Source organism: Paraburkholderia sp. Ac-20342, assembly GCF_017104985.1.
Classification (GTDB): domain Bacteria; phylum Pseudomonadota; class Gammaproteobacteria; order Burkholderiales; family Burkholderiaceae; genus Paraburkholderia.
On sequence record NZ_JAAGPQ010000018.1, the window covers coordinates 68,339 to 94,665 of the forward strand.

Annotated in this window: 23 protein-coding genes and 1 tRNA gene; 9 read left to right on the forward strand and 15 right to left on the reverse strand. The window is 61.7% G+C overall.

The features are described from left to right. The first annotated feature begins 189 nt into the window (after positions 1–189). From G3N58_RS10125 to G3N58_RS10145, 5 genes are all read left to right on the forward strand, one after another. Positions 190–1,326, forward strand: a complete 1,137-nt coding sequence (locus tag G3N58_RS10125) for a muconate/chloromuconate family cycloisomerase (RefSeq protein WP_205989660.1) — start codon at positions 190–192, stop codon at positions 1,324–1,326. Between the two features lie 29 nt (positions 1,327–1,355). Further along, entirely contained in the window at positions 1,356–1,646 is a 291-nt protein-coding gene (gene catC / locus G3N58_RS10130) for a muconolactone Delta-isomerase (protein ID WP_167036084.1), read from the forward strand. Between the two features lie 77 nt (positions 1,647–1,723). After that, positions 1,724–2,659, forward strand: a complete 936-nt coding sequence (gene catA, locus G3N58_RS10135) for a catechol 1,2-dioxygenase (RefSeq protein ID WP_167036086.1) — start codon at positions 1,724–1,726, stop codon at positions 2,657–2,659. A 243-nt stretch (positions 2,660–2,902) separates the two neighbouring features. After that, positions 2,903–4,159: a GTPase gene (locus G3N58_RS10140; protein WP_167284237.1), complete on the forward strand. Its 1,257-nt coding sequence runs from the start codon at positions 2,903–2,905 to the stop codon at positions 4,157–4,159. Continuing rightward, positions 4,156–5,736: a dynamin family protein gene (locus G3N58_RS10145; RefSeq protein WP_205999084.1), complete on the forward strand. Its 1,581-nt coding sequence runs from the start codon at positions 4,156–4,158 to the stop codon at positions 5,734–5,736. The genes G3N58_RS10140 and G3N58_RS10145 overlap by 4 nt, the downstream gene beginning before the upstream one ends. Positions 5,737–5,784: 48 nt before the next feature. On the opposite strand, the gene G3N58_RS10150 is transcribed toward G3N58_RS10145, so the two are convergent. Both G3N58_RS10150 and G3N58_RS10155 read right to left on the reverse strand, forming a co-directional pair. Beyond that, a complete protein-coding gene (locus tag G3N58_RS10150) occupies positions 5,785–7,182 on the reverse strand; it encodes an ATP-binding protein (RefSeq protein ID WP_205999085.1) in 1,398 nt (465 codons plus the stop codon). Beyond that, positions 7,169–7,876: a response regulator transcription factor gene (locus G3N58_RS10155; protein WP_167036097.1), complete on the reverse strand. Its 708-nt coding sequence runs from the start codon at positions 7,874–7,876 to the stop codon at positions 7,169–7,171. Before G3N58_RS10155 ends, G3N58_RS10150 begins: the two co-directional genes overlap by 14 nt. A gap of 854 nt (positions 7,877–8,730) precedes the next feature. On the opposite strand from G3N58_RS10155, the gene G3N58_RS10160 reads away from it, so the two are divergent. Beyond that, on the forward strand, positions 8,731–10,494 hold the full coding sequence (locus G3N58_RS10160; protein WP_167036100.1) for a hypothetical protein: 1,764 nt from the start codon (positions 8,731–8,733) through the stop codon (positions 10,492–10,494). An 82-nt stretch (positions 10,495–10,576) separates the two neighbouring features. On the opposite strand, the gene G3N58_RS10165 is transcribed toward G3N58_RS10160, so the two are convergent. Next, a complete protein-coding gene (locus G3N58_RS10165; protein ID WP_205999086.1) occupies positions 10,577–11,605 on the reverse strand; it encodes an alcohol dehydrogenase catalytic domain-containing protein in 1,029 nt (342 codons plus the stop codon). Between the two features lie 534 nt (positions 11,606–12,139). On the opposite strand from G3N58_RS10165, the gene G3N58_RS10170 reads away from it, so the two are divergent. After that, complete coding sequence (locus G3N58_RS10170; RefSeq protein WP_205299337.1) at positions 12,140–13,945, forward strand: hypothetical protein; 1,806 nt, start codon at positions 12,140–12,142, stop codon at positions 13,943–13,945. A 150-nt stretch (positions 13,946–14,095) separates the two neighbouring features. Here G3N58_RS10170 and G3N58_RS10175 read toward each other — a convergent pair whose 3' ends face one another. Beyond that, positions 14,096–14,722 (reverse strand): alpha/beta fold hydrolase, encoded by a 627-nt coding sequence (locus G3N58_RS10175; RefSeq protein ID WP_167036106.1) that lies wholly within the window; start codon positions 14,720–14,722, stop codon positions 14,096–14,098. A gap of 402 nt (positions 14,723–15,124) precedes the next feature. Between G3N58_RS10175 and G3N58_RS10180 the strand changes: the two genes are divergently transcribed. Further along, on the forward strand, positions 15,125–15,481 hold the full coding sequence (locus tag G3N58_RS10180; RefSeq protein WP_167036109.1) for an STAS/SEC14 domain-containing protein: 357 nt from the start codon (positions 15,125–15,127) through the stop codon (positions 15,479–15,481). Positions 15,482–15,537: 56 nt separating this feature from the next. Here G3N58_RS10180 and G3N58_RS10185 read toward each other — a convergent pair whose 3' ends face one another. Beyond that, positions 15,538–16,842, reverse strand: coding sequence for an amino acid permease (locus tag G3N58_RS10185; protein ID WP_167284233.1), 1,305 nt, complete (start codon positions 16,840–16,842; stop codon positions 15,538–15,540). Between the two features lie 558 nt (positions 16,843–17,400). Here G3N58_RS10185 and G3N58_RS10190 point away from each other — a divergent pair. Continuing rightward, positions 17,401–18,099: a helix-turn-helix domain-containing protein gene (locus G3N58_RS10190; protein ID WP_345889901.1), complete on the forward strand. Its 699-nt coding sequence runs from the start codon at positions 17,401–17,403 to the stop codon at positions 18,097–18,099. A 7-nt stretch (positions 18,100–18,106) separates the two neighbouring features. Here the strand turns inward: G3N58_RS10190 and G3N58_RS10195 are convergent, their stop codons facing one another. From G3N58_RS10195 to ydfG, 10 genes are all read right to left on the reverse strand, one after another. Next, on the reverse strand, positions 18,107–18,454 hold the full coding sequence (locus G3N58_RS10195) for a DUF4188 domain-containing protein (protein ID WP_167284231.1): 348 nt from the start codon (positions 18,452–18,454) through the stop codon (positions 18,107–18,109). An 800-nt stretch (positions 18,455–19,254) separates the two neighbouring features. Continuing rightward, positions 19,255–19,330, reverse strand: a tRNA-Lys gene (locus tag G3N58_RS10200). 210 nt (positions 19,331–19,540) lie between these two features. Beyond that, positions 19,541–20,290: a tol-pal system protein YbgF gene (ybgF, locus tag G3N58_RS10205; RefSeq protein WP_205999087.1), complete on the reverse strand. Its 750-nt coding sequence runs from the start codon at positions 20,288–20,290 to the stop codon at positions 19,541–19,543. Between the two features lie 20 nt (positions 20,291–20,310). Then, on the reverse strand, positions 20,311–20,817 hold the full coding sequence (gene pal / locus G3N58_RS10210; protein ID WP_167036121.1) for a peptidoglycan-associated lipoprotein Pal: 507 nt from the start codon (positions 20,815–20,817) through the stop codon (positions 20,311–20,313). Between the two features lie 32 nt (positions 20,818–20,849). Further along, complete coding sequence (gene tolB, locus G3N58_RS10215) at positions 20,850–22,142, reverse strand: Tol-Pal system beta propeller repeat protein TolB (protein WP_205999088.1); 1,293 nt, start codon at positions 22,140–22,142, stop codon at positions 20,850–20,852. Positions 22,143–22,324: 182 nt separating this feature from the next. Further along, the gene (gene tolA / locus G3N58_RS10220; RefSeq protein WP_205999089.1) at positions 22,325–23,377 is read right to left on the reverse strand and encodes a cell envelope integrity protein TolA; all 1,053 of its coding nucleotides are present in this window, start codon (positions 23,375–23,377) and stop codon (positions 22,325–22,327) included. Further along, positions 23,374–23,820 (reverse strand): protein TolR, encoded by a 447-nt coding sequence (tolR, locus tag G3N58_RS10225; protein WP_167036130.1) that lies wholly within the window; start codon positions 23,818–23,820, stop codon positions 23,374–23,376. Before tolR ends, tolA begins: the two co-directional genes overlap by 4 nt. 10 nt (positions 23,821–23,830) lie before the next feature. Further along, a complete protein-coding gene (tolQ, locus tag G3N58_RS10230; protein ID WP_007179119.1) occupies positions 23,831–24,508 on the reverse strand; it encodes a protein TolQ in 678 nt (225 codons plus the stop codon). Between the two features lie 187 nt (positions 24,509–24,695). Continuing rightward, positions 24,696–25,148, reverse strand: coding sequence for a tol-pal system-associated acyl-CoA thioesterase (ybgC, locus tag G3N58_RS10235; protein ID WP_167284251.1), 453 nt, complete (start codon positions 25,146–25,148; stop codon positions 24,696–24,698). 206 nt (positions 25,149–25,354) lie between these two features. Beyond that, complete coding sequence (gene ydfG / locus G3N58_RS10240; protein ID WP_205999090.1) at positions 25,355–26,101, reverse strand: bifunctional NADP-dependent 3-hydroxy acid dehydrogenase/3-hydroxypropionate dehydrogenase YdfG; 747 nt, start codon at positions 26,099–26,101, stop codon at positions 25,355–25,357. Positions 26,102–26,327: the final 226 nt, after the last annotated feature.

A 26,327-nucleotide genomic window follows, 5' to 3' on the forward strand; every position in this document is an offset into this window, starting at 1 on the left:
ACGGCTGCGAAAAGTCGTCCGGATCTCGATACCCGAAATATATGATCGATCTCGAAACCCCAGAGTAGCAGGCGTTCCGGCCCATACCATGCTTTCAAGGTATGAAAAACGACTGGAACAGTATTGGACGCTCTCAGTACGCCGCGTGTATAAAACACACACTGTGACCGCACTGAAGCAGCCTCCGCCATGACCACTCCGACGATCGAACGTATCGAAACCTGCCTCGTCGATTTGCCGACGATTCGCCCTCACAAGCTCTCGGTTGCCACGATGCACGGGCAAACGCTGATGCTCGTGAAGGTCTATTGCAGCGACGGCATCGTCGGCATCGGCGAAGGCACCACGATCGCCGGCATGGCCTACGGCCCGGAAAGCCCGGAAGCGATGAAGCTTGCCATCGACACCTACTTCGCACCGGCCATGCTCGGCCAGGACGCGACGCGCATCCAGGCGTTGATGGCGCATCTCGGCAAGCTGGTCAAGGTCAATCACTTCTCGAAGAGCGCGCTCGAAACCGCGCTGCTCGACGCACACGGCAAACGCCTCGGCGTGCCGGTCAGCGAACTGCTCGGCGGCCGCCGCCGCGAGCGCCTGCCGGTCGCATGGACGCTCGCTTCGGGCGATACCGCGAAAGATATCGCCGAGGCCGAGCATATGCTCGACATTCGCCGCCATCGGATCTTCAAGCTGAAGATCGGCGCGAAAGAACTCAAGACCGACATCAAGCACGTTGCCGACATCAAGAAGGCGGTGGGCGAGCGCGCCGCGGTGCGTGTCGACGTCAACATGGCCTGGAGCTCGACCCAGGCGGCATGGGCGATTCCCGCGCTGGCCGATGCCGGCTGCGAACTGGTGGAGCAGCCGGTTGCGTCCGTCGTGGCGCTGGCGCGCCTGATGCGCCGTTTCCCGGTCGCGCTGATGGCCGACGAAATCCTGCAAGGCCCGGAAAGCGCATTCGAGATCGCGAAGAGCGGTGCGGCCGACGTGTTCGCGATCAAGATCGAGCAGAGCGGCGGTCTGTTCGCCGCGCAGCGCGTCGCCGCGATTGCCGACGCCGCCGGTATCGAACTGTACGGCGGCACGATGCTGGAAGGCGCGTTCAGCACGATCGCCTCGGCGCATCTGTTCGCGAGCTTTGCGAACCTGCAGTGGGGCACCGAACTGTTCGGGCCGCTGCTGATTACCGAAGAAATTCTGACCACACCGCTGGATTACAGCGACTTCGAGTTGACCGTGCCGAATGGCCCGGGTCTGGGCATCGAACTGGACGAAGCGAAGCTCAGGCGTTTCACCCGCGACGGGCTGCTGAAAGTCACTCGATAACCCCGACAACCACCGATAGGGTGCCGACCATGCTTTACCACGTACGAATGGATGTGAATATTCCGGCCGACATGCCGGCCGATGTCGCCAATGAAATCAAGGCGCGCGAAAAGGCCTATTCGCAGGACCTGCAGCGCAGCGGCAAGTGGCGCCATATCTGGCGTCTTGCCGGCGAGTACGCGAACTACAGCATTTTCGATGTAGAGAGCAATGCCGAGCTGCACGACATTCTGACCGGCTTGCCGCTATTTCCGTACATGAAAATTTCGGTGACGCCGCTGTGCCGTCACCCGTCGTCGATTCGCGACGGCGACGCCTGAGCCAGCGGAGCAGGCCGCTCCTCCGGGCGCGGACCCGCACTGAGCCATTTCCCCTGATACACATGGAGACTGTCATCATGAACGTCAAAGTATTCCAGAGCAAGGAAGCGCAGGACCTGTTGAAGGCCGCATCGAATATCGACGGCAGCAACGGCAATGTACGTTTTCAACAGATCATTCATCGTCTGCTCGGCGATCTGTTCAAAGCCGTCGACGATCTCGACATCACGCCCGACGAAGTCTGGGCCGGCGTCAACTACCTGAACAAACTCGGTCAGGATGGCGAAGCGGCGCTGCTCGCCGCGGGCCTCGGCCTCGAGAAGTATCTCGACATCCGTATGGATGCCGCCGACAAACAGGACGGTCTCGACGGCGGCACGCCGCGCACCATCGAAGGCCCGCTCTATGTCGCGGGCGCGCCGGTGCGCGATGGCATGTCGAAGCTCGACATCAACCCCGACGAGGACGCCGGCCCGCTCGTGATTCACGGCACGGTCACGGGTCCGGACGGCAAGCCGGTTGCGGGTGCGGTCGTCGAATGCTGGCACGCGAATTCGAAGGGCTTCTATTCGCACTTCGACCCGACGGGCGCGCAGAGCGAGTTCAATCTGCGTGGCGCGGTGAAAACCGGCGCCGACGGCAAATACGAATTCCGTACGCTGATGCCGGTCGGTTACGGCTGCCCGCCGCATGGCGCCACCCAGCAGTTGCTGAACGGGCTCGGCCGTCACGGTAACCGCCCCGCTCACGTGCACATCTTCGTCACCGACGACAAGCACCGCAAGCTGACGACGCAGTTCAACATCGAAGGCGATCCGCTGATCTGGGACGACTTCGCCTACGCGACGCGTGAAGAACTGATTCCGCCTGTTGTCGAGAAGACTGGTGGTGAAGCGCTGGGTCTGAAGGGCGATGCATACAAGTCGATTCAGTTCGACGTCAGGCTGACGCCGCTGGTCCAGGGTAAGGACAACCAGGTCGTCAACCGGCGGCGTGCTTCGGCTGCGGCTTAACGCGGGACATAGCGGCGGCGCGTGAGCGTCGCCGCTTGTTTTTCCGGCGTAGCGAAGTTCGCACTGCGTTTGCAGCCATGTTTGCAGCCACATTCGCAGCCACGTTCGCTTCAACGCTTGCATTACCCGGCGCGCGCGAGTTCATTGCCTCGTGCGCGGCCGCTGTCAGATTACTATCGAAAAATCGGTGCCGGCATGCCACGCCATGCCGCCCGACGTTCAATAAAGAGGTGGGAGCCAACAGTGTCCAGTGAAATGCGTGAGCAGGCAGCACGCGATGTCCTTGCCGTACTGCCCGATCGAGCCAACGATCTGGCGCGGCTGCGCATCCTTGTCGATGGCGACGAGCCCGTCGTGACCGTCATTGGCAAATACAACCACGGCAAGAGCAGTCTGCTCAACGAATTGATCGGCCGCGATACCTTTGCGGTTTCCGACCGGCGTGAAACGGTGAGCCTCGCGGATAACGTGCATCGAGGCGTGCGCTGGCTCGACGCGCCGGGGCTCGACGCCGACGTGGGTACCGCCGACGATCGCCATGCGCTGCAAGCGGTATGGCTCAGGTCGGACATTCGTCTCTTCGTGCATGCCGCCAAGGAAGGCGAACTCGACGAAAAGGAAACGGCGCTCTTCGCCGAATTGAATGCCGACGGCGCGAGAACGCGGCGTCAAACGTTTTTCGTGCTCTCGCAAGCCGACCAGCTGGCCGACGAGGTCGAACTCGACAAAGTCTGCACGGCGATCGGCAAGCAGGCGCCGGGCACGGAGCTGAACGTCGTTTCGTCGATGCGCAATCGCAAAGCGCTCGAAGGCGGCAAGCAGCTTCTGCTTGAGAAAAGCGGCATTCCCGCGCTGCGCGCCGCGTTGCACTCGGCGCTCGAGCGCGTGCCGCAGGCGCGGGCACATGAAGTCGCGCTCGTGTTCGACGACATCCGCGAAGAATGTCGCGCGCTGCGTGCCGGGCACGAGACAACGCTCGCTGCGCTGCGCGAAACGCAGCAGCGTCAGGCGCTCGAATTTCGTCAGGGCCTGAAGGCGGTCATCGAGAAGGTGAGCGGCGACATCGAGGCGATGTTGAATGCGCTCGGCACCGATCACGCGGCGATACCGGATTCCGCGCAGGACGCTTATGCGATCACCGCCGGAAAGGTGGAGCGCGGGCACATTCAGATTGCCTACTCGCGTGCCTGCATCGAAATGGATGGTTTTCTGGTCGGGCACGGCGTGGATGGTTTGCCGCCGGAACAGGAAACGAGCTCACGCCGCATGAATTCGGTGATGATCGCCGTGATGGGCGTGTCCGTGAAATTCCGCAAGGACTTGCGCAGGATGTTCTGCGAAGCGGCGGGGCGTGAACGCATGCAGCGCGAGTTCACGCACTACTACGAGCTATCCGACGACCGGCGCGCATTAGCCGGGCGGATCGCGCAAACGCAAGCCGCGATCGTCGCCGCGGAACAGGCATCGGCCGCGTTGCGCACACTGGAAGCGCGCGCATGAAAGCGGACGTGAGCAACGAACTGCGCTTTATCGCCGAAGTCGACGGGTTCGAATTCGTCGAGCGCGATATCGGCAAGATTCTGCACTCGCTGGATGCCTGGCTGGCGAAGCTGAACGCCGATCTGCACGACCATCTTCTCGCCGGCGATGGTTTGAAAGAGCAGAGCGCATTGGCCGCTCAGGCGGCTGCCATCAACGCCGTACTGCAAAACAATTCGCAGGCGTGTGCCCGGCAATGGGCCGATCTGGAATCCGCCCAGGCGCTGGCCGACTCCTTCGATGAGAACGCCTTGCTGCTCGTATTCGGCAAGTTCAACGCCGGCAAAAGTTCGTTCTGCAATTTTCTCGCGGACCGCTTCGTTGCGCACGGCAAGGCCGTGCAGTATTTCCATGTCGATGCGGGCCGCGTCGTCGAGACGGCGGAGCGCTTCAGCGAAGGCGCGACCGAAACGACGTCGCGTCTGCAAGGCGTGCGTCTCGGCGAAAAGCTCGTCTTGCTGGACACGCCCGGCTTGCACTCGGTGACGCCGGACAATGCGGCGCTGACGCAGCGCTTTATCGACAGTGCCGATGCGGTGATCTGGCTGACCAGTTCGACGTCGCCGGGGCAAGTGCAGGAGCTCGACGAGTTGGGCCGCGAACTGCATCGCAACAAGCCGCTGCTGCCGGTCGTGACACGCAGTGACGTGTACGAGGAAGACGAAGTCGACGGCGAGATCGTTAAGCTTCTGTGCAACAAGACGGCGCAGGGCCGTGCGCTGCAGGAGGCCGACGTCGAAGCGCGCGCGCGGCAAAAGCTCGTGGAAATGGACGTGGATGCCGCGTTGCTGAAGCGGCCCGTGTCGATCTCCGCGTACACGGCACGCATGCAGGGCGAGACGCCGCCGGCCTTGAGCGAAGCGGGATTCGAACGGCTGTACGCGGCGTTGCTTTCCATCACCGAGCCGGCGCTCGTCTACAAGCGGCGCAAGCGGGCGGAGATAGTGCTGCACCATCTGGAAGAGAACGTGCTCGGCAAGTTATGCGGCGAAGTGCTGCCGCTGCTCGCGGAGCTGGATGCGGCATCGCAGGCGGCGCGCGATCTGCTCGAGCGACAGCAGGAGCGGATCGTCAACGCCGTATGGCGCGGCATTCTGCCGACGTTGCCGGCATTGCTCGAACAGCATGCTGAGGAACGTGACGTGCCGGCGATCCGCGAGAGCCTGTCGCGTGCGATTCACGAGGCGTTTTCGCGCGAGGCGAACACGCAGTTCGCCGATTACATCATCGCAAACGAGGCAACGGTCGTGACCCTCGATCTCGATCAGGCGGTGGGTTTCGAGAGCATCGTGCTCGCGTATCCCGAGACGGACGGAAGCCTGCGCGAAGTCGTGGCCGTCGATTATCAGAAGCTGCACGCCGCGCTGAAACAGGCGATTCATACGAGCGTGCTGCGCCTTGCCCGCAAGGCCGGCAAACAGTGCAATGCTTCGCTCGAGCGCCTGATCGAACTTACAGGACGACTGAAGAATGCGTTGGGTCTTCACGCCCAGGGCTTGTTGGCGCTGAAAAGCGAATTGCGCGCGGAGTTCGATTGAAGGAACGCGCTTCGGTGTTGCCGGTATGCGGCAATGCCTGAGGGCGATTCAATCAACGGCGACGGCAACCGGCATGACAGGACACGGTTGAGACGGGAAGCGCAGCACCATGCGGCAGCCCGGCGCGTTGTCGTGTATTTCGAGCGAGGCGTCGTGTAGCCGCGCAATCGCCGCCACGAGACTGAGGCCGAGGCCGTGCCCCGGCGTCGAGCGGGTGGCCGCCGCGCCGCTGCGGTAAAACGGCCTGAGCACCGCGCGATGCTCGGCGGCCGCGATGCCCGGTCCGTTGTCGGCGATCTGCAATACCGCCTGCGTGCCATGCATGCGCACGTCCGCGGTCACGGCGCCGCCGTGCGGCGTAAATTTCAGCGCATTGTCGAGCAGGTTTTCGATCGCACCGAACAGGAGATCGTAATCGCCGCTCACTTCCACGCGTGCCGAAGCGCTCAGTGCCAGCGAGAGCCGACGGTGTTCGGCCAGCGGCTCGTAGAGTTCCGCCGCGTCGCGCAGGACCGCGTCGAGCGAGATCGTACGGAAGCTCGAACGCCGGCTGCCGGATTCGATTTCCGCGATTCTCAGCAGGGCTGAAAACCGCGCCAGCACGACGTCGGACTGCGCGATGGCTCCATCGATCGCCTGCGCGTAATCGGCTGTCGTCCTGGACCGGTGGCTCGCGCGTTCGAGCCCCGCGCGCAGATGCGTCATCGGCGTGCGCAGATCGTGGGCGACGCCCGCGCACACGCTGCGTACCTCGTCCACGAGGTGCTCGATTTCGTCGAGCATGGTGTTGACGATCATGCTGAGCCGGTCGAGGTCGTCGTGCGTGCCGTGTGTCGGCAGCCGCCGCCCGAGCTGGCCGGCCATGATTTCCCGAGCCGTTTCGCCGACCGCGCGAATACGGCGGTTCGCGAGGCTATTGAGCATCGCGCCGCAGGCAAGCGTGAGCAGGATCGATAGCGTCACGCCCGCGCATAGCGTTTTGACGAGCGTCTGGTCGAAGCGCAGCACGCTGTCGATCGAATGGCCGACCACGATGCGCAGTCCGTCGTCTGTCGGGATGATGATGCCGCGAAAGTGCGCCGTCGATACGCCGGTCCCGTCGTCCACCGTCTGCGTATAGTTGAACGGCACGCGCTCCGGTTCGTGCGGAAGCGTCGGCACGTTGCCGGCGAGGCGGGTACCGTCCGCGTCGAAGATGCCGTAGGGCAGCGTGTCCGCGATATCGCGGCGGCTTAGTGTCGCGATGCGCGAGATGGCCTTGTCGCGACTGATCGCGTGGAATTCGGAGAACTTGCCCTTCAGCCGGTGATCGACTTCGCGCATCAGGTAGCTGCTCGTCAGCCAGTACAGTGACACGAACAGCACCAGCGACGAGACGGCGAATACCAGCAGCAGCCAGCCGGTGCCGCCAGGCTGCACCGGGCAGGTACGTCTAGCCGAACGCATGAAGGATGTAGCCCGTATTGCGCACCGTGACGATCATCGGCGAGAGCCGGCCCTCGAGGCTGATCTTGCGGCGCAGGCTGCAGATATGCATGTCGATCACGTTGGTCTGTGTGCTGGAGTGGTAATGCCATACCGACTCCAGCAGCATCCTGCGCGTGACGACGTCGCCCGCGTGACGCATCAGGAACAGGAGCAGGCTGTATTCGCGCGGTTTCAGTTCGACCGGATGACCGGCGCGCCGCACCGTGCCGGCCGCCGGATCGACGGTCAGATCGTCGACCCGAAGCGCCGATCCGGCGACGGCGGTGTCGTCGCTCATGCGGCGGCGCCGTAGCAGCGCGTTGAGTCGCGCGGTCAGTTCCAGCCAGTTGAACGGCTTGACCATGTAATCGTCGCCGCCGGTGCGCAGCCCGCGCACGCGCTCGTCGACCGCGTCGAGCGCGCTCAGGATCAGCACCGGCATCTGTTTGCCGATGTTGCGCAGCGTCGCGAGAATCGACAGACCGTCGACGTCGGGCAGCATGCGGTCGAGCACGATCGCGTCGAATTTGCCGTTGGTGGCTTGCAGCAGGCCCTCAAAGCCCGTTGCGACCCATTCGACCTGGAAGCCGTGGTCTTCGAGTGCGGCCGTAATTTCGAGTGCCGCGCCGTCGTCGTCTTCGACGACCAGAATACGTGACTTGCCTGTGGACATGTCGCTTACCGGTTGCCTCGCGGGTTTGTCCACCGGGGACGAAGCGCGTGGCCGGCCACTTCGTTCGTATGCATCGAGTGCCCGGTTTCGCTGAACGCGAAGCCGGGAGAAGAGGCGTGGACGGGGCGGCGTGTTGGCGCCCATTTCGGTTCAGGAGTGCGGTCTATGCCACCTGATATGAGGTGCCTGGAAACGACGTAATAATCCACGGTGCTCCGGCGATATTATTTTCAGAACATTTTCTATATTCATTCATTTAGCCTTCAATAGCGAGAAATTGGGGCTGGGAATGAACGCTGTAAATAAACACTACAAATTTTTTGCGCGACGATGTTATCCGCGATTCCTTATCAATACCTTAAGGGTGTCGAAGAATCGAAGCGGCAGGACTACTGAGGACGACGGATGGCCGCCAGTCTTCCCCGCTGGTCCGGGCAGATGGGTCCGGTAGCGGACGCTGACCCATCAGTTTCATCGACGGACCACATGATTGACGTCACGGCGCCGCGCCCGCCGCGCCGAGGTCGCCTCCGAGGTTACCTCTATACGTCACGCACGGTACAGGCCCGCACGCTACGGGGAAATCGCGCCCGGCGTTTATAAATGCAAGGCTGACGTAATAGCGATGCCATGCGTCCTGACTAAAGTCCCACCGCAGTTTTTCTGCGCGGTAAATCGTGTAGGTGACCTTTCGGCTCGGCAGCGGCATGGGTAAATCAAGCTAGCCGGTTTAGCCATTCATATACGTTTCCGGCATGGCCTGCTTTTGCTATGCGATGGGACTTATTCCAAATCCAAAATTGATAGAGGTTTGAATGAAAAGTACCGCACTTCGCCTGCTGCCGATTGCAGCAATGACGTCCATGCTTTGGGCTTGCGGCGGTAGCAGCACACCGGGGCAAAGCGGTCCGAACCCGTCGTCGACGCCTTCCGCGCCGAACCCTGCCTCGGGCACCACGCCGACCCCGACCCCGACCGCACAGGCGAGCCTGCTGGTTTCGCGCGGCGTCTATGACCCGAGCTTCACGGTCACGGGCACGCTGCCGTACAACGCCACGCCGGAAACGACCAACGCTTCGCCGGTGAGCGCCGTGACGCCGGGCACCTATCCGAACGTGTTCACGACGGAAGGGACGACCCCCGACGGCAATTTCGGCGTGACCGCCGATATTGTGATCGATCAATGGGCCGCCGGCGCCACCAGTCCGACCACCTATCTCGACGTGACGGCCGCGGCCAAGAAGGGCGGTTTCGATTTCACGACGAGCTTCGCATCGAAGTCGGAACTCGCGATGAACCTGTCGCAGGACGGCACCGCGATTACGTTCAACGGCTATAACGCACCGATCGACTCGATCGATCTCTCGAACTCGAACACGCCGGGCGTGATCGATCCGACCAACCCCGACGTTGCCACGCCGACGTACCGCACGGTCGCCCAGCTCAACCTGGCAACCAAGGCCGTGACGTTCACGAACACCAACGCTTACTCGGGCAACAACGGCCGCGCCTCGGTGCTGGTCGGCGGTCAGTACTACATCGTCGGCAACGCCGGCAACTCGGGTTCGTCGCCGAACCCGACCTATGGCCAGCTCGACATGCTGACCATGAACACGGGCGTGCAGACGCTCGCGGCAGGCAGCAGCTGCGCATTCTCGCAGCCGGTCGGCACGTTCTTCTCGGGCAACAGCAGCACCTACGCGGCACCGACGTCGTGCGGTCTGGGCACGATCACCGACGCGCTGTCGAGCACTACGTTCGCCAAGAAGACCAACGCCGGCGGCAACCAGTTCGGCTTCTCGCTGACCTCGCTCAGCCAGCCGTTCGACAAGACCGGCAAGGATGCCAACTTCCGCGGTCTGTTCCTCGCGCCGGACGGCACCCTGTACGCGTCGAAGGGCAGCGGTGGCAACGGCGTGAACACGGTCTTCCAGGTCGGCGCAACGGGCGCGCTCGCGAACGGCGCGAAGTTCAGCAACCTGCAGAACGTCGCCATCACGCCGCTCTTCACCACGCCGACGACCGCATGGTCGGGCGCGCCGGGCGCCGCCAACGAACCGACGTCGAACGCCACGCTGACCACGGCGCTGACGGCCGCCAGCGTGACGTCGTGGCCGATGAGCTGGAATACGGGCTTCCCGTTCGGCATGTGGATGCCGAAGACCAACACGAACCTGATGTTCGTGGCTGACGAAGGCGACGGCGATCCGGCCGACATGACGATCGGCAGCGGCGGTCTGTGGGTCTATCAGAAGTCGGGCAGCACGTGGACGGCGATCGCCCACCTCACCCAGGGTCTGAATCTCGGCCAGGCGTACACCGTGACCGACACCGCCGGCACGTACGGCACGGCGGGCGCGAAGTACACGACCTCGGCCGACGGTCTGCGCAACATCACCGGCCAGGTCAACAGCGACGGCTCGTACACGATCTACGCGATCACGTCGACGGCCAACAACAGCCTCGGTACGACGTTCGACGCGGGTGCCGATTCGAACCAGCTCGTGAAGATCACGCTGAGCGTGAGCGGCACGACCGTGACGACCTCGGGCTTCTCCGTGATGCAGACGGCGCCGTACGGCCAGGTTCTGCGCGGCGTGACGATGACGAGCCGCTAAGCGGCAACGCTGGCAGGCACCGGACAGGGTCCGGTGCGTTTCGGATGGCCCGCATTCTTCGGAGTGCGGGCCATTTGTCTGGTCAGGCGCGAATCTGTACCTTGATCGAATGCGCGCTTTTGTCCGCGGCGATCCTGAAGGCCTCGTCGATCTCGGCCAGATCCATCTCGTGCGTGACCATCGTCCGAAGCACGTTGCCCTTGCGCGCCAGCAGATCGATCGCGACCTCGAAGTCGTGCTTGCCGTCGATGACGCTATAGCAGTTCGGCAGATGGATGGTGAGCTCGCGTTCGAGGGCCTCGATGATTTCGAGTCCGCGGAAGCCGCGATCGAACGCGCCGAGGACACCCAGCATGCCGAGGTGGCGCACGAGCTTGCACGAGAAGTCGAGCGTGTCGGCCGAGCCGCCCACGGTCTCGATCGCATAGTCGGCGCCGAGGCCATCCGTCACCTGATTGATCTCGCCGGCGGCCGTCGGCAGGTCTAACGAAAGAACCCCCGCCGCGCCCATCTTCAGGGCGGCCTTCGCCTGGACCTCGTGCTTGGCGACCACATAAACCTTCTCGCTGCCGGCGTCGAGTGCCGCCGCCAACGCGGAGAGGCCGATGGTTCCCGCGCCCACGATCACGCCCGTCATGCCCGGACCGATCCCCATGCGCCGCGCCGCATGCACGCCGACGGCGACAGGCTCGACGATGGCGCCGAGCTGATCGTTGACCGCATCCGGAAGCGGAAACACGCCAACGGCCTTCGTCCTCACGAACTCGGCAAAACCGCCGCCGAACGGAAACTCGCGTGCCTGGCAGTGCAGCGCATAGCCGCGCTTGCAAAAAGCACATTTCCCGCACGCGGTGCCGAGCACCATGTCGACGGTGACGCGCCGGCCGAGCAAGGTGTTCGTCACGCCTTCGCCGACCGCAACCACGACGCCGCTCAGTTCGTGGCCCATGGGAAAGCCGGAGCGGCCGGCAAACGTTCGATAGGGATGCAGATCGCTGCCGCAGATGCCGATATTGGCGACCTTCAGAACAACCGTTCCCGGGATGGCCTCGGGTCGCTCCATTTCAATCAGTTCGAGCTTGCGCAGGCCGGTCTGCAGCGCCGCTTTCATGGCACCTCCAGCCGAATAGCATTCCTGATTCAATTGACTGTCCCTCCAGGTTCGTTAGGCAACCCGATTATGGCACGGCACCACCGGACGACCGCCGCCCGCACGGACCGCCGTGCTTTTTCCCGCGACAGCCGCACACATTCCTTTCCTTACACGGGTATCGAATTAATTAAACAGGAACGTAAGTTTTCCGCCACGGCTGTTTCATCATTGAGAACGAGAATCTGCTGCCGCGGTGGGTTGCCAGTAAGTACTGAATGGCTTTTGCCCGCGCGAACGGGGAGTGCTGGCGGCATTGGTACGCCATCGCTGCACGCTGCACGACAGCGGACGCCACTTCACCTCGGCCGCAGCGTGGCTGGATATCAAATCGCACAAAGCCAGCGCTGCCGCTCTGTTACCTGACATTCTGATTTCGACATGGGTCCGTGCCTTGAGCAGATCAGGACGCATCGAATCGAGCGTTGCCGGCACGGACAGGCAATGGACTGATCCATGACAAGTTTAATGAAATTTTTCTGAGGGGATGTGTCAATGAAATTGAAAGCAATACTAAAGAAAGAAATCCTGATCCTGGGCTGCCTCGCGCTTGCCGCGTGCGGCGGTGGCGGGAATTCCGGCGCGTCCGCACCGTCGGGTGCTTCCACGCCGTCAGGTGCGTCTACCCCGTCGGGTGCTTCCACGCCGACGGGCGCCTCCGCACCGACGGGCGCTTCCACGCCGGTCGTAACCCCGGCCAGCCTGACGTGGTCGGTCGACTCCGGTACGACCGTGACGCAGGCACAGATCGCCGTGAGCCCGTCCATCGGCTCGGGTGCAGGCGGTACGCCGTTCACGCTGGCGGCTCTCGCGGCCGACCCCAACAACACGCAGACCGTCGTGAGCGCGTCCAACCCGTTCCAGGCCAACGGCAACGTGCCGGATACGGCTTATGGGCTTTGCAACTACACGGCCTCGGCGGCACGCCTGTACTACGGCGGCACGACCGCCACCACGAACCCACTGAACAGCTCGACGACGCCGTTCAATACGCCGACCGCCAAATCGGCCTTCAGCACGAGCGCGACCTATCCGTTCGTGAACATGGCGCCGTTCTATTTCCCGCTGACGTACACGTCGAACGTGACGTCGACCGGCAACGTCAACGCCTCGGCAACGCCGATCATCGGCCTGTTCGACTGGCGTCCCGAGTACATGGACGAAGGCCTGGTGGCGGCCGAATCCGACGACAACGGCAAGACGTGGTACTTCATGCAGAACACGCTGGAGCTGGCCGCGGGCAATAACGTTTGCCCCGCCACGCTGCAAAGCGACAACTCCGCGACGACGGCCGGCGACGGCTGGGGCCACGCCACGATCGTGCAGTTGCCGGGCTCGAATGCGAAGACCGGCGGCCAGATGCTGTACATGCTCAATCGTGCTCCGGCAGCTGTGGACGTTGCGCCGCTCAACGTGATCCAGCTGACCAACGTATCGCCGAAATTCCCGATTCAGAACACGAACGCCACGACGGTCGGCTCGCAGGACATCAACGCGATTCAAACCGCGCTGACGAATACGCCGGGCACGACGTCTCCGGTCGTCGTGCAGCAGACGGTCGGTCTCCTGAACCCCGACGGCATTCTGGCCGTGGTTCCGAATACCACGCCGGGCACGCCCACCACGGTTCTGTACGTGCAGAAGATCCTGAACGGCGACAACACCGGAAGCACCGCTCTGCCGGCTGTGCAGCAGTGCGCCAAGGCCCCGTTCAGCGGCAAGACCAACCATGACATCACGTATGTTCGGCTTGCCACGACGACAGACGGCGTTCACTTCACCGATGAAGGTGCGGTCAATGGCCTGAACGACCCGACCACGGTTGACTACAACGGAACCCGTTGGGTGACGCCGCGCGGCACGCTGATCGACATCAACGGTGACGGCAGCCGCTGGGGCCTGCTGTTCTCGGCAGGCAACTGTCTCGATGCGGACTCCGATGCGTTCCACTACATCGGGTACGCGGAATCGAGCGACCTGAAGAACTGGACCGTCTATAACGACATCAACCATCCGATCGCGTCGATCAACACGATCACTGCGAAGAACCAGGGTGGCAATCAGTCGACGGTGACAATTCCGGCCAATCCGCCGCTGATCCCGACGCAGTCGTGGTTTGCCCAACGCGTGTACGCACCGTCGGGCATCCAGATCGATCCGACGCACCTGAGCGTGACCTTTGCGGGTTATGGCGTGCAGTCGCCGAAGACCGACCTGCTGAACTACCGTCAGATCGGCAACATCGTGCTGACGGCCAGCAAGGCGCTGCCGAAGGCGCCGAACAACATCAATAACCAGTAAGCGTTGATCTTGCGTAGTACAGACGGTATGCGGTAGCCGTCTGCGGTTTCTCCCGAGCCGTACGTGCTTGAGGGAGCCGAAAGCAGAACCTGAGCGCCACCTGCCTTGACCGGCCAGGTGGCGCTTTGCTTTATGCGTATGGTTGGTGGTTCATGTTTGCGATAGGTGGGCGTCGACAAGAGGGGCCAACTGCGGCGCGTACTCATGTGCCAGATCGTGGTTGCCACCTGCGACGACATGCAAGCGTGCGTCAGGAAGCAGTTCGAGAAGCCGCCGGCCAACCGCGACTGGACTGATTGGATCGGCATCTCCCCAAAGCAGAAGAACCGGCTGCGCGATGCGGCGCAGTTCGTGCGTCAGGTCGGCCTTGAACGATGTGAACCAGTCGGGGAAAGGCGGATTTGCATTGCTCAATCCACTTCGCCAATCCGTGGCGCCCAGTGCCTGGGTGTCGATTCCGCCAGAAGTTACCGTCAGAACCAGATGAGTGACCAGGTCGGGCTTGGCCAGCGCCGCGCGGATTGCGATCACACCACCCATCGATTGGGCGATCAGGGCGGTGGGTTGGTCGATCTGGTCGACGACCATCCGAAGCAGGTCGTCGATGTCGTTGACGTCGGGCGCAGCGGGCTCCTGGCCGAACCCGGGATACGCGACGATGACTTTTCTGGCGGGGTTCGTCAGGCGATTCGCGAGTGGCTGCCAGAATGCGGTGTTGCCGGATGCGCCTGGCAGGAAGAGTAATTTTGAGGGGGTGCGCGTGTACTGATTCTTCATTGCTTATGGGATGCCGATTGCGCGTATGGACGTTGTGGATGTTGCCAGCGCGAGGAGAACGATTGTCGATGATCCCGATGTTGATGTCGACCGGTCGCTCCTCGCCGACAATACGCTTTCACTAACCGTTCGCACGTTTGTTCGGCGTCAACGGCGGTTATGTCGCTTCATATTTCGATAGGTACGACCGACCATGACGCGACGCTCGACGTGCGGCACCCAATGTCCGCAAGCGTGTGTGCAAGGGGTGTTTGCAACGCACACGCGCCGACAGGCGTCGGAGCGACACGTCGTGCTCGCAGCCTAACCGGTCGCATGGAAAGGGGTACCATGAGGAAGTTATCGAACGCCAGGTTCATCCGTACCTGAGCGTATAACGTCTCCCTGACCAGGAGTCCTGCCATGATCCTCTATCACACCGTACCCGATTCCCCGGTTATCGAAATCTCAGTCGAAGGCAAAATCACCGACCACGAACTGCGCGAAGCCATCGAGCGCATGCGTGGTGATCTTGAACTGAACGGTAAGACCCGCGTGCTCGAACGCATTGAGCATTTCAGTGGCATCGAGCCGAAGGCGCTATGGACCGATATGACGCTCGGTGTCTCCGTTGCCCGCAAGGTCACGCGTGCCGCCGTGGTGGCCGATGCGGGCTGGATTCGCGCTGCGATGCATCTGGCGCGGTTTTTTACGAAGGCTGAAATCAAGGCATTTCACGTCAACGAACTGGAGCAGGCGCGGGCCTGGATCAACGCCTGAACGTCGTTGACAACCGATCGCATCGACGAATGAAGACGACAGTGAATCAATGAGACTTACCGTTCGAGCAGTTTGAAGAACGGCGACGCGATAATGAGTAGTCCAAACGCGAAAACTATCCACCAGGCCGGTGTTCTGAGGTGTGCGAGAGCAGGAACGCGACGCACGAGATAGCACGGAATCAGACAGGCTACGATGCCAAACACCGGCACAGTAAGCTGCATCAGCATCATCGTCGAAATATTGAGCTTTACCCAGAAGGTCAGAAAGCAGACCGTACCGATAGCAATCGCAAACGGCACTAACCGGTTGAAACGGTCACTACGGACCATGAATCTATCGACGATGTTGGTGACAATGCCACGCACGGCGTCGTGGAAACCGAGGTAGATCCCGAAGAAGGCCGTGAAGATTGCCAGAACATTCAGAATCGTAGCCAGAATCCGGACTGTTTCACCTCTCATGACTCTGGCGGCAAGCGCCAGTGAAGAGATGTTGTGCGTCATCGCGTAGACCGCATCCTCGTGGTGTGTCGCCAGCATAAAGGACAGCGCAAAAAACACCACGCAAGTTACGAGGATAAAGTAGGCATATCGGCATGCACGAAGCGACCGATAGTTGGCAATTTCACGCTTTCCTTCCAGTTTCCGGTACGCGACGTTCATCGGATTCAACACATGAACGTAGATGATCGAGAGCATGGCCCAAGGCAAGGTGAGCAGCACGTCAACCATGAACGACGAAATCTCCGGAAAGTGACCGAGTGCGAGGTGAGACACATTCCAGTAAGGCATCATCGACAAACCGAGAAACACAATGATGCCCAGCTTCGAAACAATCATAGGCCCGGAGATACGGAACAGGAGTCGCTCTCCGCGCGACGCGATCAACACAAGCGTAATGATGATCGCACCGATGTACCACGTATGATCGCCGAGTGACGCGGCCGTCAGCTTGTATGTCTGAAGATAGGATGCGCTATCTCTTGTGATAGCCGAGGAATACGCGAGCATTCCCTTCAGCAGCATCAGAAAATAGGCAACGCCCATGAAGCCAGCCCAGTTTTTGCCGAGGTATTGCGTGATGATGTCGTTGTAATCGTCGCACGCTTCGGTATGCGCCAGCGACTGAAGGTACAGTCGAGCCTGAAGGTACGTCGCAGGATAAGCGATCACCAACGCCGTCAAAGACACCCAGAATCCTTTGACGCCCATCTGGATCGGCAGAAAAATGATCCCAGACCCGATCGCCATCCCGATGCACATCACAACCCAGCCGGCGTCATATCGCGTGAAGGGGACCGTGGGCTGCCCGGTTGCTTCGGGCAGGCAAGTTGGCAGCGTGTCGGCAGCGTTTTTCATCGAATCTCCCGGATTTTTTTCTCTTCAATATCGTTCGCCACGCGGCTCATCACATAAAAGCTTCGCGCCACGTCGATACGCCACGGCGCCGCGACTGCATTGTCTGGGGGGCAACACGGAGTCGTGTCGTTCCTTATGCCAGTTAGCTTCCCGAAAAGAACCGTCGAGTTGATGCATCTCCTGGCTCGCATTATCGGAGCGCGAGCGGCTCCAAAAAAAGTGTTTCGCTGATTGGAACGTGCAAATGGTTGGGGCCGATTGGCAGGCAGTAGCCGGCAGATTCGTGTGCGGGTATCCGGAGCACCGGTCTCTCGGGATGGTCACGACGAACCATATAGCAGTGGGCGGTGATGACAATTCAGAGTAGAGTGGGCAGCTATCGAAATCGGTCCACCTGTCCGAATCGCTTCCATACCCAAATTGTCCTCAAAGCCAAATTCCCAGAGCCCTCGGCTCGCAGGACCGGATGGTCTCGCGGACGCCTTAAGCGACCGACAGTTCTCGACAAACCTTGCCCGAGGTCTCGATGTACTGCGAGCTTTCACTGCCGCCGAGCCCGTGCTGACCAACCGGGCGCTTTCTGATCGTACCGGGCTACCGAAAGCGACTGTTTCGCGACTCACGTACACGCTCACGCTGTACGGATATCTGGTTCAGGAGGAGTCCGGAGCTTACCGCCTGGGAACAGGTTTCCTCGCACTCAGTCATCCCATTCTGGCGAGCTTGCCGGTACGACAACTCGCGCGCCCATTCCTGCAGGCACTCGCCGATCAAACAGGATTTACTGTAAATCTCGCTATGCGCGAGCGTGTGAAGGCAATCTACATCGATACTGTTCGCGCTGATCTTTTCAATCCCTACCTTCCCGATATCGGACGCGTCAGCCCTCTTCTGCAGAGTGCAATCGGACGCGCACTCATATTCGGTCATCCTTCGGCGGAAAAAGAACGTCTGCTCAATCGGATCAAGGTGGGCGACCCAGAGAACTTCGAGGCAGGCCTTTCACTTCTCAAGGATGACGAAGCATTGTTCGCCAGGACTGGTTATTGTCGCGCACGAGGACCGTGGCTTTCCGATATCGATGCGATAGCCGTGCCACTTCCACTGCCGGGCCGGATGAGCCCTGTCGCGATCAATTGTTCGGTTGCGATGTCCGCACCTCACGTCGCGCGACTGGTTGAGGCTGTCGATGCGCTCAAGGACACCGCACGGCAAATCGGCGATGCTTGCAGCCGCGCGAGACCTGAAAGACTCTGATCTTTCCCTAGCCTGCTTGCGACGCAACCTGCTCCAGGATCGAACCGCTCGAAACCTGAACCTCGAAGTATTCGACCTTTGGATCGAAGGAGTCGAGAAGCTTTTGGGTGCTCTCTTTTACGACTGCCTCGTGAATGTCGTCGCGGCGCGCAAACTGACGTACCGCATCCATATCGCGCCAGTAGCTCATGAACAGGATTTCGTATTTCTCGCCGATCTGTTTGGCCGACATGCTCGCGCCGATGTGACCGTCGAGCTTTTTCATTTCCTGGAACGTGTTGCGCGCGAGGTGTGCTCCGTATGTGTCGACAACCTGCTGGTTAGCGGCAATGGCGCGCCAGGTTCGGATAATCATGATCGGTCCTTTCTGGTGTGGTTGCGGAGAAATCTTGATCGATTGATGCCGTCGATCAGGGCTTATGCGGTCGTCGGAAGCAACATTCTCTCGTTCATCGCCTGGCGTATTTCTACGTCAAACATATCCGGCGCTGGATTTCCGTGGATGAATCCAATGATCGTCGGATTTTGAGTAGTGGAAGCGGGCCGATGATCGGCGATCTTTCAGGCGACTGGAAGCGGTCTGCGAAGCATTTCATTTCTCCGAATGTCTCGCAAAGCAACCGTGATACAGGATGATAAGTCCCGGTTCACCTCGTAGATTTTTTGATTCGCAGAGTGAAACGGTGAGCCGTTCCAACCTGATTAGACACTCTGTATCAGGACCAACATCTACTGCCTGTCGATACCCGGGCTGAATTGCGGTTACGACAGGCGCGATTACGCGAAGATTTACCAACGCTATAAGTCTTGAGTTTGCATGCGAATCCTCGTGATCCGGAAAACCCACTTGGGAAAATCTGCATGACAGAGGGGGCTGCGGCGCCAGATTATCCGTCTGCTATAACGGGCTTCGTCGTTCCGATCAGGTACTTGCAGACGCCGTCGAACCTTTGAGGGAAGCCTCACGGAAAGCGAGCGGCATGATTGTCGTCGGCCTGCCACGGAAATCTGGGGTGCGGTAAATGGGCGAGCTAGCCGTTTGATTGCAGATTGCTCTGTTGCACCCAAAGGGAAGGAGGGTAGACCTTGTGTAGACCAAGGGCAGACTACAAAAGGAAAGGGGCTACGCCAGATGACGTAACCCCTTGATTTCTTTGGTAGGCCGTACGGGATTCGAACCTGTGACCAACGGATTAAAAGTCCGCTGCTCTACCAGCTGAGCTAACGACCCAAAAGAGAAACGGGATTATATCGGCGAGCCTATAACCTGTCAACCCGACATACCCGTCACGTTATCGGCGTTTCCCTGAAGAACGGGAAATCGCGAACGTCAAAATGAAAGGCCCGGATATCGCTATCTGGGCCTTTCAGCAAGAGGCGCGCGTGGCTATGACATCGGACACTGCGCGTACTGCCAACGACTCAATCAGTTCCGCTGCCGCTACTTGATCTGCGACAGCTTGCTCTGCGCCGACTGCGCGACGTCCGAGCCGCCGTATTGCGCGACGATCTGCTCGAGGGTCTTCCTGGCCGCGGCCTTCTGACCTTGTTCGAGCTGATTGTTCGCAATCGCGAGCAGCGCTTCAGGCGCACGCGGATGCTGCGGGTAATTCTTCACCACACCTTGCCAGACGGCCGTCGAACCCTTGTAATCGCGCAGCGCATACAGCGCATTGCCGAGCCAGTACTGCGCGGTCGGCTGATAGGGGCTCGACGGATATTTGGAGATGAAGCTGCGGAACGACGCGGCCGCATTCTTGAAATCGCCGCTGCGGAATTGCTGTGAAGCCGCGTTGAACGCATCGGTTTCACCCGGCTGAACTTCGCCCTGGACGCCGTCCACCGTCTGTTGCTGCGGCTCGAATTTCTTCAGGCGCGTGTCGAGATCGGTGTAGTAGTCCTTCTGCTGTTTTTGCAGCATGCCGAGCTGGTTCGCCATGTCCTCGTTCTGCCCGCGCAGCGTCGCGACCTGCTGGTTCAACTGGTCGAGACGGTTGGACTGATCGAGGATCGTGCGCTGCGCCGCCGACAGCTGACTCGACAGGCTATCGGTCTTCGAGCGCAGATCGAGAATGGCCTGGCGGGCCTGATCGTCGTCGAAGATGCCCGCATGAGCGGGCACGGCCGCGAAGGCCGTGCCTGCGACGCAGGCCGCTGCGGCAAGCCGCAGCCAGGAGAAACGATGCGTCATTCGGCTCATTACCTGTTGACTTACTGTTGATACACGAGGTCGGCGCGGCGGTTCTGTGCCCACGACGCTTCGTCATGACCCGTTGCCATCGGCTTTTCCTTGCCGAGGCTCACGGCTTCCATTTGCGAATCCGCGACGCCCATCAGCGACAGCGAACGGCGCACGGCTTCAGCACGCTTCTGGCCGAGTGCCAGGTTGTACTCGCTCGTGCCGCGCTCGTCGGTGTTGCCCTGGATCAGCACGTGACGTTGCGGATGGCTCTTCAGGTACTGAGCGTGTTGCTGAAGCAGCGTCTGATAGTCGTCCTTGACCGAGTAGCTGTCGAAGTCGAAGTAGATGCTGCGCTTGGCGAGCGGGCTGTTCGGATCGTTGAGCGGATCGACGTTGACGGTTGCAACGTCGTTCGGGTTCGGCTGAGCCGAGCCCGCACCCTTGTTGGCGTTTTCGTCGAGCTTGACGCCCGAGTGACACGCGGCCAGCGCGCCGACCATGACGACGGCGAATGCGAAACGAAGTTTGGACATCATTTGATTACTCTCCTTGTGTTATTGCATCAACGTTATTGCATAAACGGGCCCCAGGACGGTTCGCGTACGCTACCACCCTGAACGGACAGGACCTGCCGGGTACGACCGTCGGTCGATACTGCGGCCAACACGCCACGGCCGTTCACCTGAGTGGCGTAAAGAATGTACTGACCGTTCGCCGCGAAGCTCGGCGATTCGTCATGTGTCGTGTCCGTCAGGCCCGTGGCGGTTCCGCCTTGCAGGTCCTGGAGATACAGCTTGAATGCACCGCCGACGCGCGAGATGTAGGCAAGCTGCTTGCCGTCAGGACTCACTCGCGGGCTGGTGTTGTAGCTGCCCGTAAACGTGACGCGTTGCGCGGAGCCCGCGCTTTCGCCTTGTGCCGGCATCTTGTAGATCTGCGGCGAGCCGCCGCGGTCGCTCGTGAAATAGATCCACTGGCCGTCAGGAGAGTAGGTCGGCTCGGTGTCGATCGAGCTGCCTTGCGTGAGACGCCGCAGGCCACTGCCATCGGCATTGACCGCGAAAATCTGCGTATTGCCGGTGCGCGACAGCGCGACGGCGAGCGTGCGCCCGTCCGGCGACCAGGCCGGCGCGCTGTTGTTGCCCTTCTGGTCCGATACGACGATACGCCGGCCCGTGGGCAGGTCGTGGATGTAGACGATCGGCTTTTTCTTTTCGAACGACACGTAGGCGACCTTGGTGCCGTCCGGCGACCAGGCCGGCGAGATGATCGGCTCGGGGCTCGACAGCGCGATATGCGCGTCCTGGCCGTCCGAATCGGAAATCTGCAACTGGTAGCGGTTGCCCGACTTGATGACGTACGACAGGCGCGTCGCGAACACGCCGCGATTGCCCATCAGCTTCGCGTAGATGTAGTCGGCGACCTTGTGCGCGCTCATGCGCAGACCGCTTGCCGGGCTTACGAGCACGAGGCCGCCGAGGCTTTCGCCCTTGACCGTGTCGTACAGCTTGAAGCGCACTTCGTACTGACCGTTCGGCAGGCGGTTCACGCTGCCCGCGACGAACGCGTTGGCGCCCTTGGCCTTCCAGGCGCCGAGATCGACCGAATCGGTCTCCGACACCGGCGTCGAGCCTGCGTCGACATTCGTGAATTTGCCGCTGCGTTGCAGGTCCTGGCGCACGATTGCGCTGACCTGCTGCGGGGAGTTCGCTTCATTGGCGAAATTCGCCGTTGCGATCGGAAACTGGGTGGATCCGACGCCCGTCACGAGGACGTTGAGTTGTGCATTGGCGGCGCCGCCGACGGTGATCAGGCACGTTGCCACGAGCGTTCGCAGGCCTAGCTTGGTCATCAAACTCATGCTGTATGGATTCCTCAAAACGGTTTTACTAATACTTCACGACAGCAGACAGACCGGAAAACAGCTAATTCGTTCCCGAGGTGGCCGTGCGCCATAGCACGGCTTTTGTCCTCAATTGACTGCAACTTAGCCGTAAATCGACTGCTAGCCAGCTGTCAAACTTCTGCGAATCGACCCGCAAGTCAGCCCGCAGGGCGCAACGTTATCAGGAAGCTTTCCGGCGTTTTGCCGTTGACGTCCAGAGGCATCGGATCCGAGCGCTGCACGGCCCGCAACGCGGCGGCGTCCCATGCGGCGTTGCCGCTACTGCGCGAGACCGTCGCGCTTAGCAAGGTGCCGGTCGGCGAACAGCGCACGGAGATGACGGTTTCGAGGCCTTCCGTTTCGCCGCCCCACGAAATGTTCGGGCGCACGACGCGGCGGACCTTGTCCGCATAACCCGGCGATGCCGCATTGCCTCCCGAGCCGCTGCCAGTACCGCTCTTGCCGAGCCCGTTGCCCGACGAACCCGTGGGGCCCGCCATGCCCTGCATCTGCGCAAGTCGCGCGCGTCGTTCCGAGTCGAGCTGTTTCTTCGCCTGCGCGGCGGCATCGGCCTGCGCCTTGGCCTTCGCCGCTTTCTCGGCGTCAGCCTTCTTCTGCGCCTCCGCCTGAGCCTGCTTCTGTTGCTGCTCCTGCTGTTCTTTCAGTTGCTGCTGCTTTTGCTGCTCGGCGAGCTGCTGTTGCTTGAGCCTGTCGGCCTGCTGCTGCTGCTGCTGCTGTTGCTTGAGCCTGTCGGCCTGCTGCTGCTGCTGTTGCTGCTTGAGCTTCGCGGCCTTCTGGGCGGCGAGTTGAGCGGCCTGCTCGGCCGCCAGTTCCTGCTGGCGTTTCGCGTCCGCTTCCTGCTGCTCTTTCAGCTTCTGCTGACGCTGCTGCTCGGCCAGTTGCGCCGCGCGCGCTGCTTCCTGCTGCTGGCGTTTCTTTTCCTGCAGGGCGATGTCGGCCTGCTCGTCGCGCACGGGCGGGGCAGGGGCGACCGGCGCGGGCGGCGGCGGAACGGGACGCGGAATCGCCGAGTCCGGCACCTCGGTCCACAGTTCCGCTTCCGCGCCTTCGGGCGTGCTGTTCTGCCACTGGATGCCGTGGTACAGGAAGAACCCGAGCAGCGCATGCATCACCAGCGCGAACGCAAAGGCTCGCCCGGTGCCGCGTTCACGCGGTGGCTGGAGCGGGTATTCGGAATTCTTGCGGATCATTGCGATTTGACGAGCAATCCAACGCGCTTGACGCCCTGAGCCTTTAGCTCGGACATCACGTTCATCACGGCTTCATACTTCACGGTTTTGTCGGCGGCGATCACGACGGGCTGGTCCGGGTGCGATTGCGCGCGATCGGCGATGAAGCCGTTGAGGCCGGCCTTCGTCATGTCTTCCTGCTGCTGCGTGCCGGCGTCGTCCTTGTACTTGACGCTCATGTTGCCGTCCGCGCGGATGTTGACGATCACGGGCGGGGTTTGCTGCTGCGGCGCGGCGCCGCCGACGGTCGGCAGATTGACGATCGACGGCGCGACGAGCGGTGCCGTGACCATGAAGATCACGAGCAGCACGAGCATCACGTCGATGTACGGCACGACGTTGATGTCGGCCATCGCGCGGCGCTGACGCGAGCCGCGCATGCTGGAGGAGCGGGAGCCTGCCATCGTGGCCTCCTTACTGTGCCTGGCGCTGCAGAATGTTCGAGAACTCTTCGATGAAGGTTTCGAAACGGATCGCCAGACGGTCGATGTCGTGCGCGTAGCGGTTGTAGGCAACCACGGCCGGAATTGCGGCGAACAGGCCGATCGCGGTGGCGGTCAGCGCCTCGGCGATGCCCGGCGCGACGTTCGCGAGCGTGGCCTGCTGCACGTTGGCGAGGCCGCGGAACGCATTCATGATCCCCCACACCGTACCGAACAGACCGATATACGGGCTGACCGAACCGACCGAGGCGAGGAACGCGAGGTTCGCCTCGAGCACGTCCATTTCGCGCTGGAACGCCGCGCGCATCGCGCGCCGGGCGCCGTCGAGAATCGCGCCCGGATCGTTCAGGCGTTTTTCCTTGCCCTTCAGGAATTCGCGCATGCCGGACTCGAAAATCCGCTCGAGCGCACCGATCGTGTGACGGTTGTTCGCGGCGCTCTGATACAGCGCCTGCAGGTCGCCGCCCGACCAGAAATCGCGCTCGAAGCGTTCAGTTTGCGCGCGCGCCCGGCGAATCGCAAACCACTTGCGGAAGATGAAAGTCCATGACAGCAGCGAGAGCAACAGCAGCAGGGCCATGACCGCCTGGGCCAGCAGGCTCGCGTTGAGTACGAGTGAAACGATCGACAGATCTTGTGTAGTGTTCATAAAGGTTCGTTTTAACGTCCCGGGAAGGGGGCGTCCGGCTGCAAGGCCGCCTCAAGCTTGCCGTGAACAGAACGGAAGCTTCGGCGATATCGAAGCCGAACCATGCTTTGTGTTGCCTGATCGGTATGAGTTCACTGGCCCCGTATCAACGAGGCTCGGTCATCGTCCGTTGACACGCCGGCGCTGCTCAATGCATATCTGGCCCGCGCCGCAGCGCGGCGAGAACCGGGGCGGGGATCGCCGCCGGCCGCAGCGCGTCGCGGTCCACGCAGCCGATCCGGATCGAACCGGCGGCTAGCAGCGTGCTTTCGCGCCATGCTTCCTGCGCGAAATCCACCGAAGCTCTGCCAAGACGCTCGATCCGGCTGACAATTTTCACGATGTCGTCGAGCCGGGCCGGAGCCCGGTAGTCGACTGCGGTGCTGCGCACGATGAAAATCGCCCCCGTTTCTTCCGCAAGCCGATGCTGGTCGACGCCGCACGCGCGCAGCCATTCGGTGCGCGCCCGTTCGAAAAATTTCAGGTAATTGGCGTAAAACACGATGCCGCCCGCATCGGTATCTTCGTAGTACACGCGGATGGGCCATGTGTAGCCGCTTTCCATGCCAGGCTGGCTGGTCGACATATTCATGCGGCGCATTTTACCGGAACGCATACTGCGGGTCTGTTTCAAAATGTGCGTTTTGTCCGGCGTGCTCCGGCCGCGCGTGCGGCCGGGTTTGGCGCACGCCCGAGCGAGGGCGAGCCAAGGGTAGCCGAGGGGCCACTCAGGGACCACCCAGGAACCCGACGGGACCACCGGGCGCGGTTTGCCCACCGCTCGCCGGGCCGACCCTCGCGGCGCGGTCAGCCGCGATGCACGGTCAGTCCGCCGAACGACTGCGCGACCGGCATCAGCTCGATCGTATTGATGTTGACGTGGGCGGGGCGCGTGGCGATCCAGTAGATCGAATCGGCGATGTCCTCGGCGGTCAGCGGCTGGACGTTTTCGTAGACCTTGGCGGCCTTGTCGTCGTCGCCGCGATAGCGCACGTTCGAGAATTCGGTGCCGCCGCACAGGCCCGGTTCGATGTCGGTCACGCGCAGCGCGGTGCCGGCGAGATCGGCGCGCAGGTTCAGGCTGAACTGGCGCACGAACGCCTTGGTCGCGCCGTAGACGTTGCCGCCCGCGTACGGCCAGCGGCCCGCGATCGAGCCCAGATTGAAGATATGGCCGCGATTGCGCTCGACCATGCCGGGCAGGAGCGCATGCGTAACCTGCACGAGGCCCGTGCAGTTGGTCTCGATCATGGTGTTCCATTCGTCGAGGCTGGCCTTGTGCGCGGGCTCGGTGCCGAGCGCGAGGCCGGCGTTGTTGACGAGCACGTCGAGCGCGGCGAATTCGGCCGGCAGCGAGGCGGGCACGGCTTCGACGGCGGCGCGGTCGCGCACGTCGAGTTCATATGGCAGCAGCGCGTCGCCGAGTTCGGCGGCGAGTGCCTGCAGACGGTCTTTGCGGCGAGCGGTAGCGACGACGCGATGGCCGCCCTTGACGAAGGCACGAGCGATGGCGGCGCCGAAGCCTGCCGACGCACCGGTAACGAACACGATCATTGCAATTCCCTGGTCGATAAGAGACAAAGGCCCCAAGCCTACTTGCAATGCGGCGCTGCGGCAAGGATGAACGAGCCGCATCGGCGGCCGTGGCGACGGCGTTTGGCGGATATTCGGCGCGGCTGCCCGGCTTTCGTCAGACCTGTGCGCGAGACGCGGCGCGGGGCGCCCGAAAGCCCCGCCGGCGGGCGCTGGAGCGCCGGAAAGCCGGTTGCCTATTCGGGCC

What these genes read in the sequence shown, in the direction of transcription:
- G3N58_RS10125 (WP_205989660.1), top strand. Translation starts at nt 190, where the DNA reads ATGACCACTCCGACGATCGAACGTATCGAAACCTGCCTCGTCGATTTG.
- catC (WP_167036084.1), top strand. Translation starts at nt 1,356, where the DNA reads ATGCTTTACCACGTACGAATGGATGTGAATATTCCGGCCGACATGCCG.
- catA (WP_167036086.1), top strand. Translation starts at nt 1,724, where the DNA reads ATGAACGTCAAAGTATTCCAGAGCAAGGAAGCGCAGGACCTGTTGAAG.
- G3N58_RS10145 (WP_205999084.1), top strand. Translation starts at nt 4,156, where the DNA reads ATGAAAGCGGACGTGAGCAACGAACTGCGCTTTATCGCCGAAGTCGAC.
- G3N58_RS10150 (WP_205999085.1), bottom strand. Translation starts at nt 7,182, where the DNA reads ATGCGTTCGGCTAGACGTACCTGCCCGGTGCAGCCTGGCGGCACCGGC.
- G3N58_RS10155 (WP_167036097.1), bottom strand. Translation starts at nt 7,876, where the DNA reads ATGTCCACAGGCAAGTCACGTATTCTGGTCGTCGAAGACGACGACGGC.
- G3N58_RS10160 (WP_167036100.1), top strand. Translation starts at nt 8,731, where the DNA reads ATGACGTCCATGCTTTGGGCTTGCGGCGGTAGCAGCACACCGGGGCAA.
- G3N58_RS10165 (WP_205999086.1), bottom strand. Translation starts at nt 11,605, where the DNA reads ATGAAAGCGGCGCTGCAGACCGGCCTGCGCAAGCTCGAACTGATTGAA.
- G3N58_RS10170 (WP_205299337.1), top strand. Translation starts at nt 12,140, where the DNA reads ATGAAATTGAAAGCAATACTAAAGAAAGAAATCCTGATCCTGGGCTGC.
- G3N58_RS10175 (WP_167036106.1), bottom strand. Translation starts at nt 14,722, where the DNA reads ATGAAGAATCAGTACACGCGCACCCCCTCAAAATTACTCTTCCTGCCA.
- G3N58_RS10180 (WP_167036109.1), top strand. Translation starts at nt 15,125, where the DNA reads ATGATCCTCTATCACACCGTACCCGATTCCCCGGTTATCGAAATCTCA.
- G3N58_RS10185 (WP_167284233.1), bottom strand. Translation starts at nt 16,842, where the DNA reads ATGAAAAACGCTGCCGACACGCTGCCAACTTGCCTGCCCGAAGCAACC.
- G3N58_RS10195 (WP_167284231.1), bottom strand. Translation starts at nt 18,454, where the DNA reads ATGATTATCCGAACCTGGCGCGCCATTGCCGCTAACCAGCAGGTTGTC.
- ybgF (WP_205999087.1), bottom strand. Translation starts at nt 20,290, where the DNA reads ATGACGCATCGTTTCTCCTGGCTGCGGCTTGCCGCAGCGGCCTGCGTC.
- pal (WP_167036121.1), bottom strand. Translation starts at nt 20,817, where the DNA reads ATGATGTCCAAACTTCGTTTCGCATTCGCCGTCGTCATGGTCGGCGCG.
- tolB (WP_205999088.1), bottom strand. Translation starts at nt 22,142, where the DNA reads ATGAGTTTGATGACCAAGCTAGGCCTGCGAACGCTCGTGGCAACGTGC.
- tolA (WP_205999089.1), bottom strand. Translation starts at nt 23,377, where the DNA reads ATGATCCGCAAGAATTCCGAATACCCGCTCCAGCCACCGCGTGAACGC.
- tolR (WP_167036130.1), bottom strand. Translation starts at nt 23,820, where the DNA reads ATGGCAGGCTCCCGCTCCTCCAGCATGCGCGGCTCGCGTCAGCGCCGC.
- tolQ (WP_007179119.1), bottom strand. Translation starts at nt 24,508, where the DNA reads ATGAACACTACACAAGATCTGTCGATCGTTTCACTCGTACTCAACGCG.
- ybgC (WP_167284251.1), bottom strand. Translation starts at nt 25,148, where the DNA reads ATGCGCCGCATGAATATGTCGACCAGCCAGCCTGGCATGGAAAGCGGC.
- ydfG (WP_205999090.1), bottom strand. Translation starts at nt 26,101, where the DNA reads ATGATCGTGTTCGTTACCGGTGCGTCGGCAGGCTTCGGCGCCGCCATC.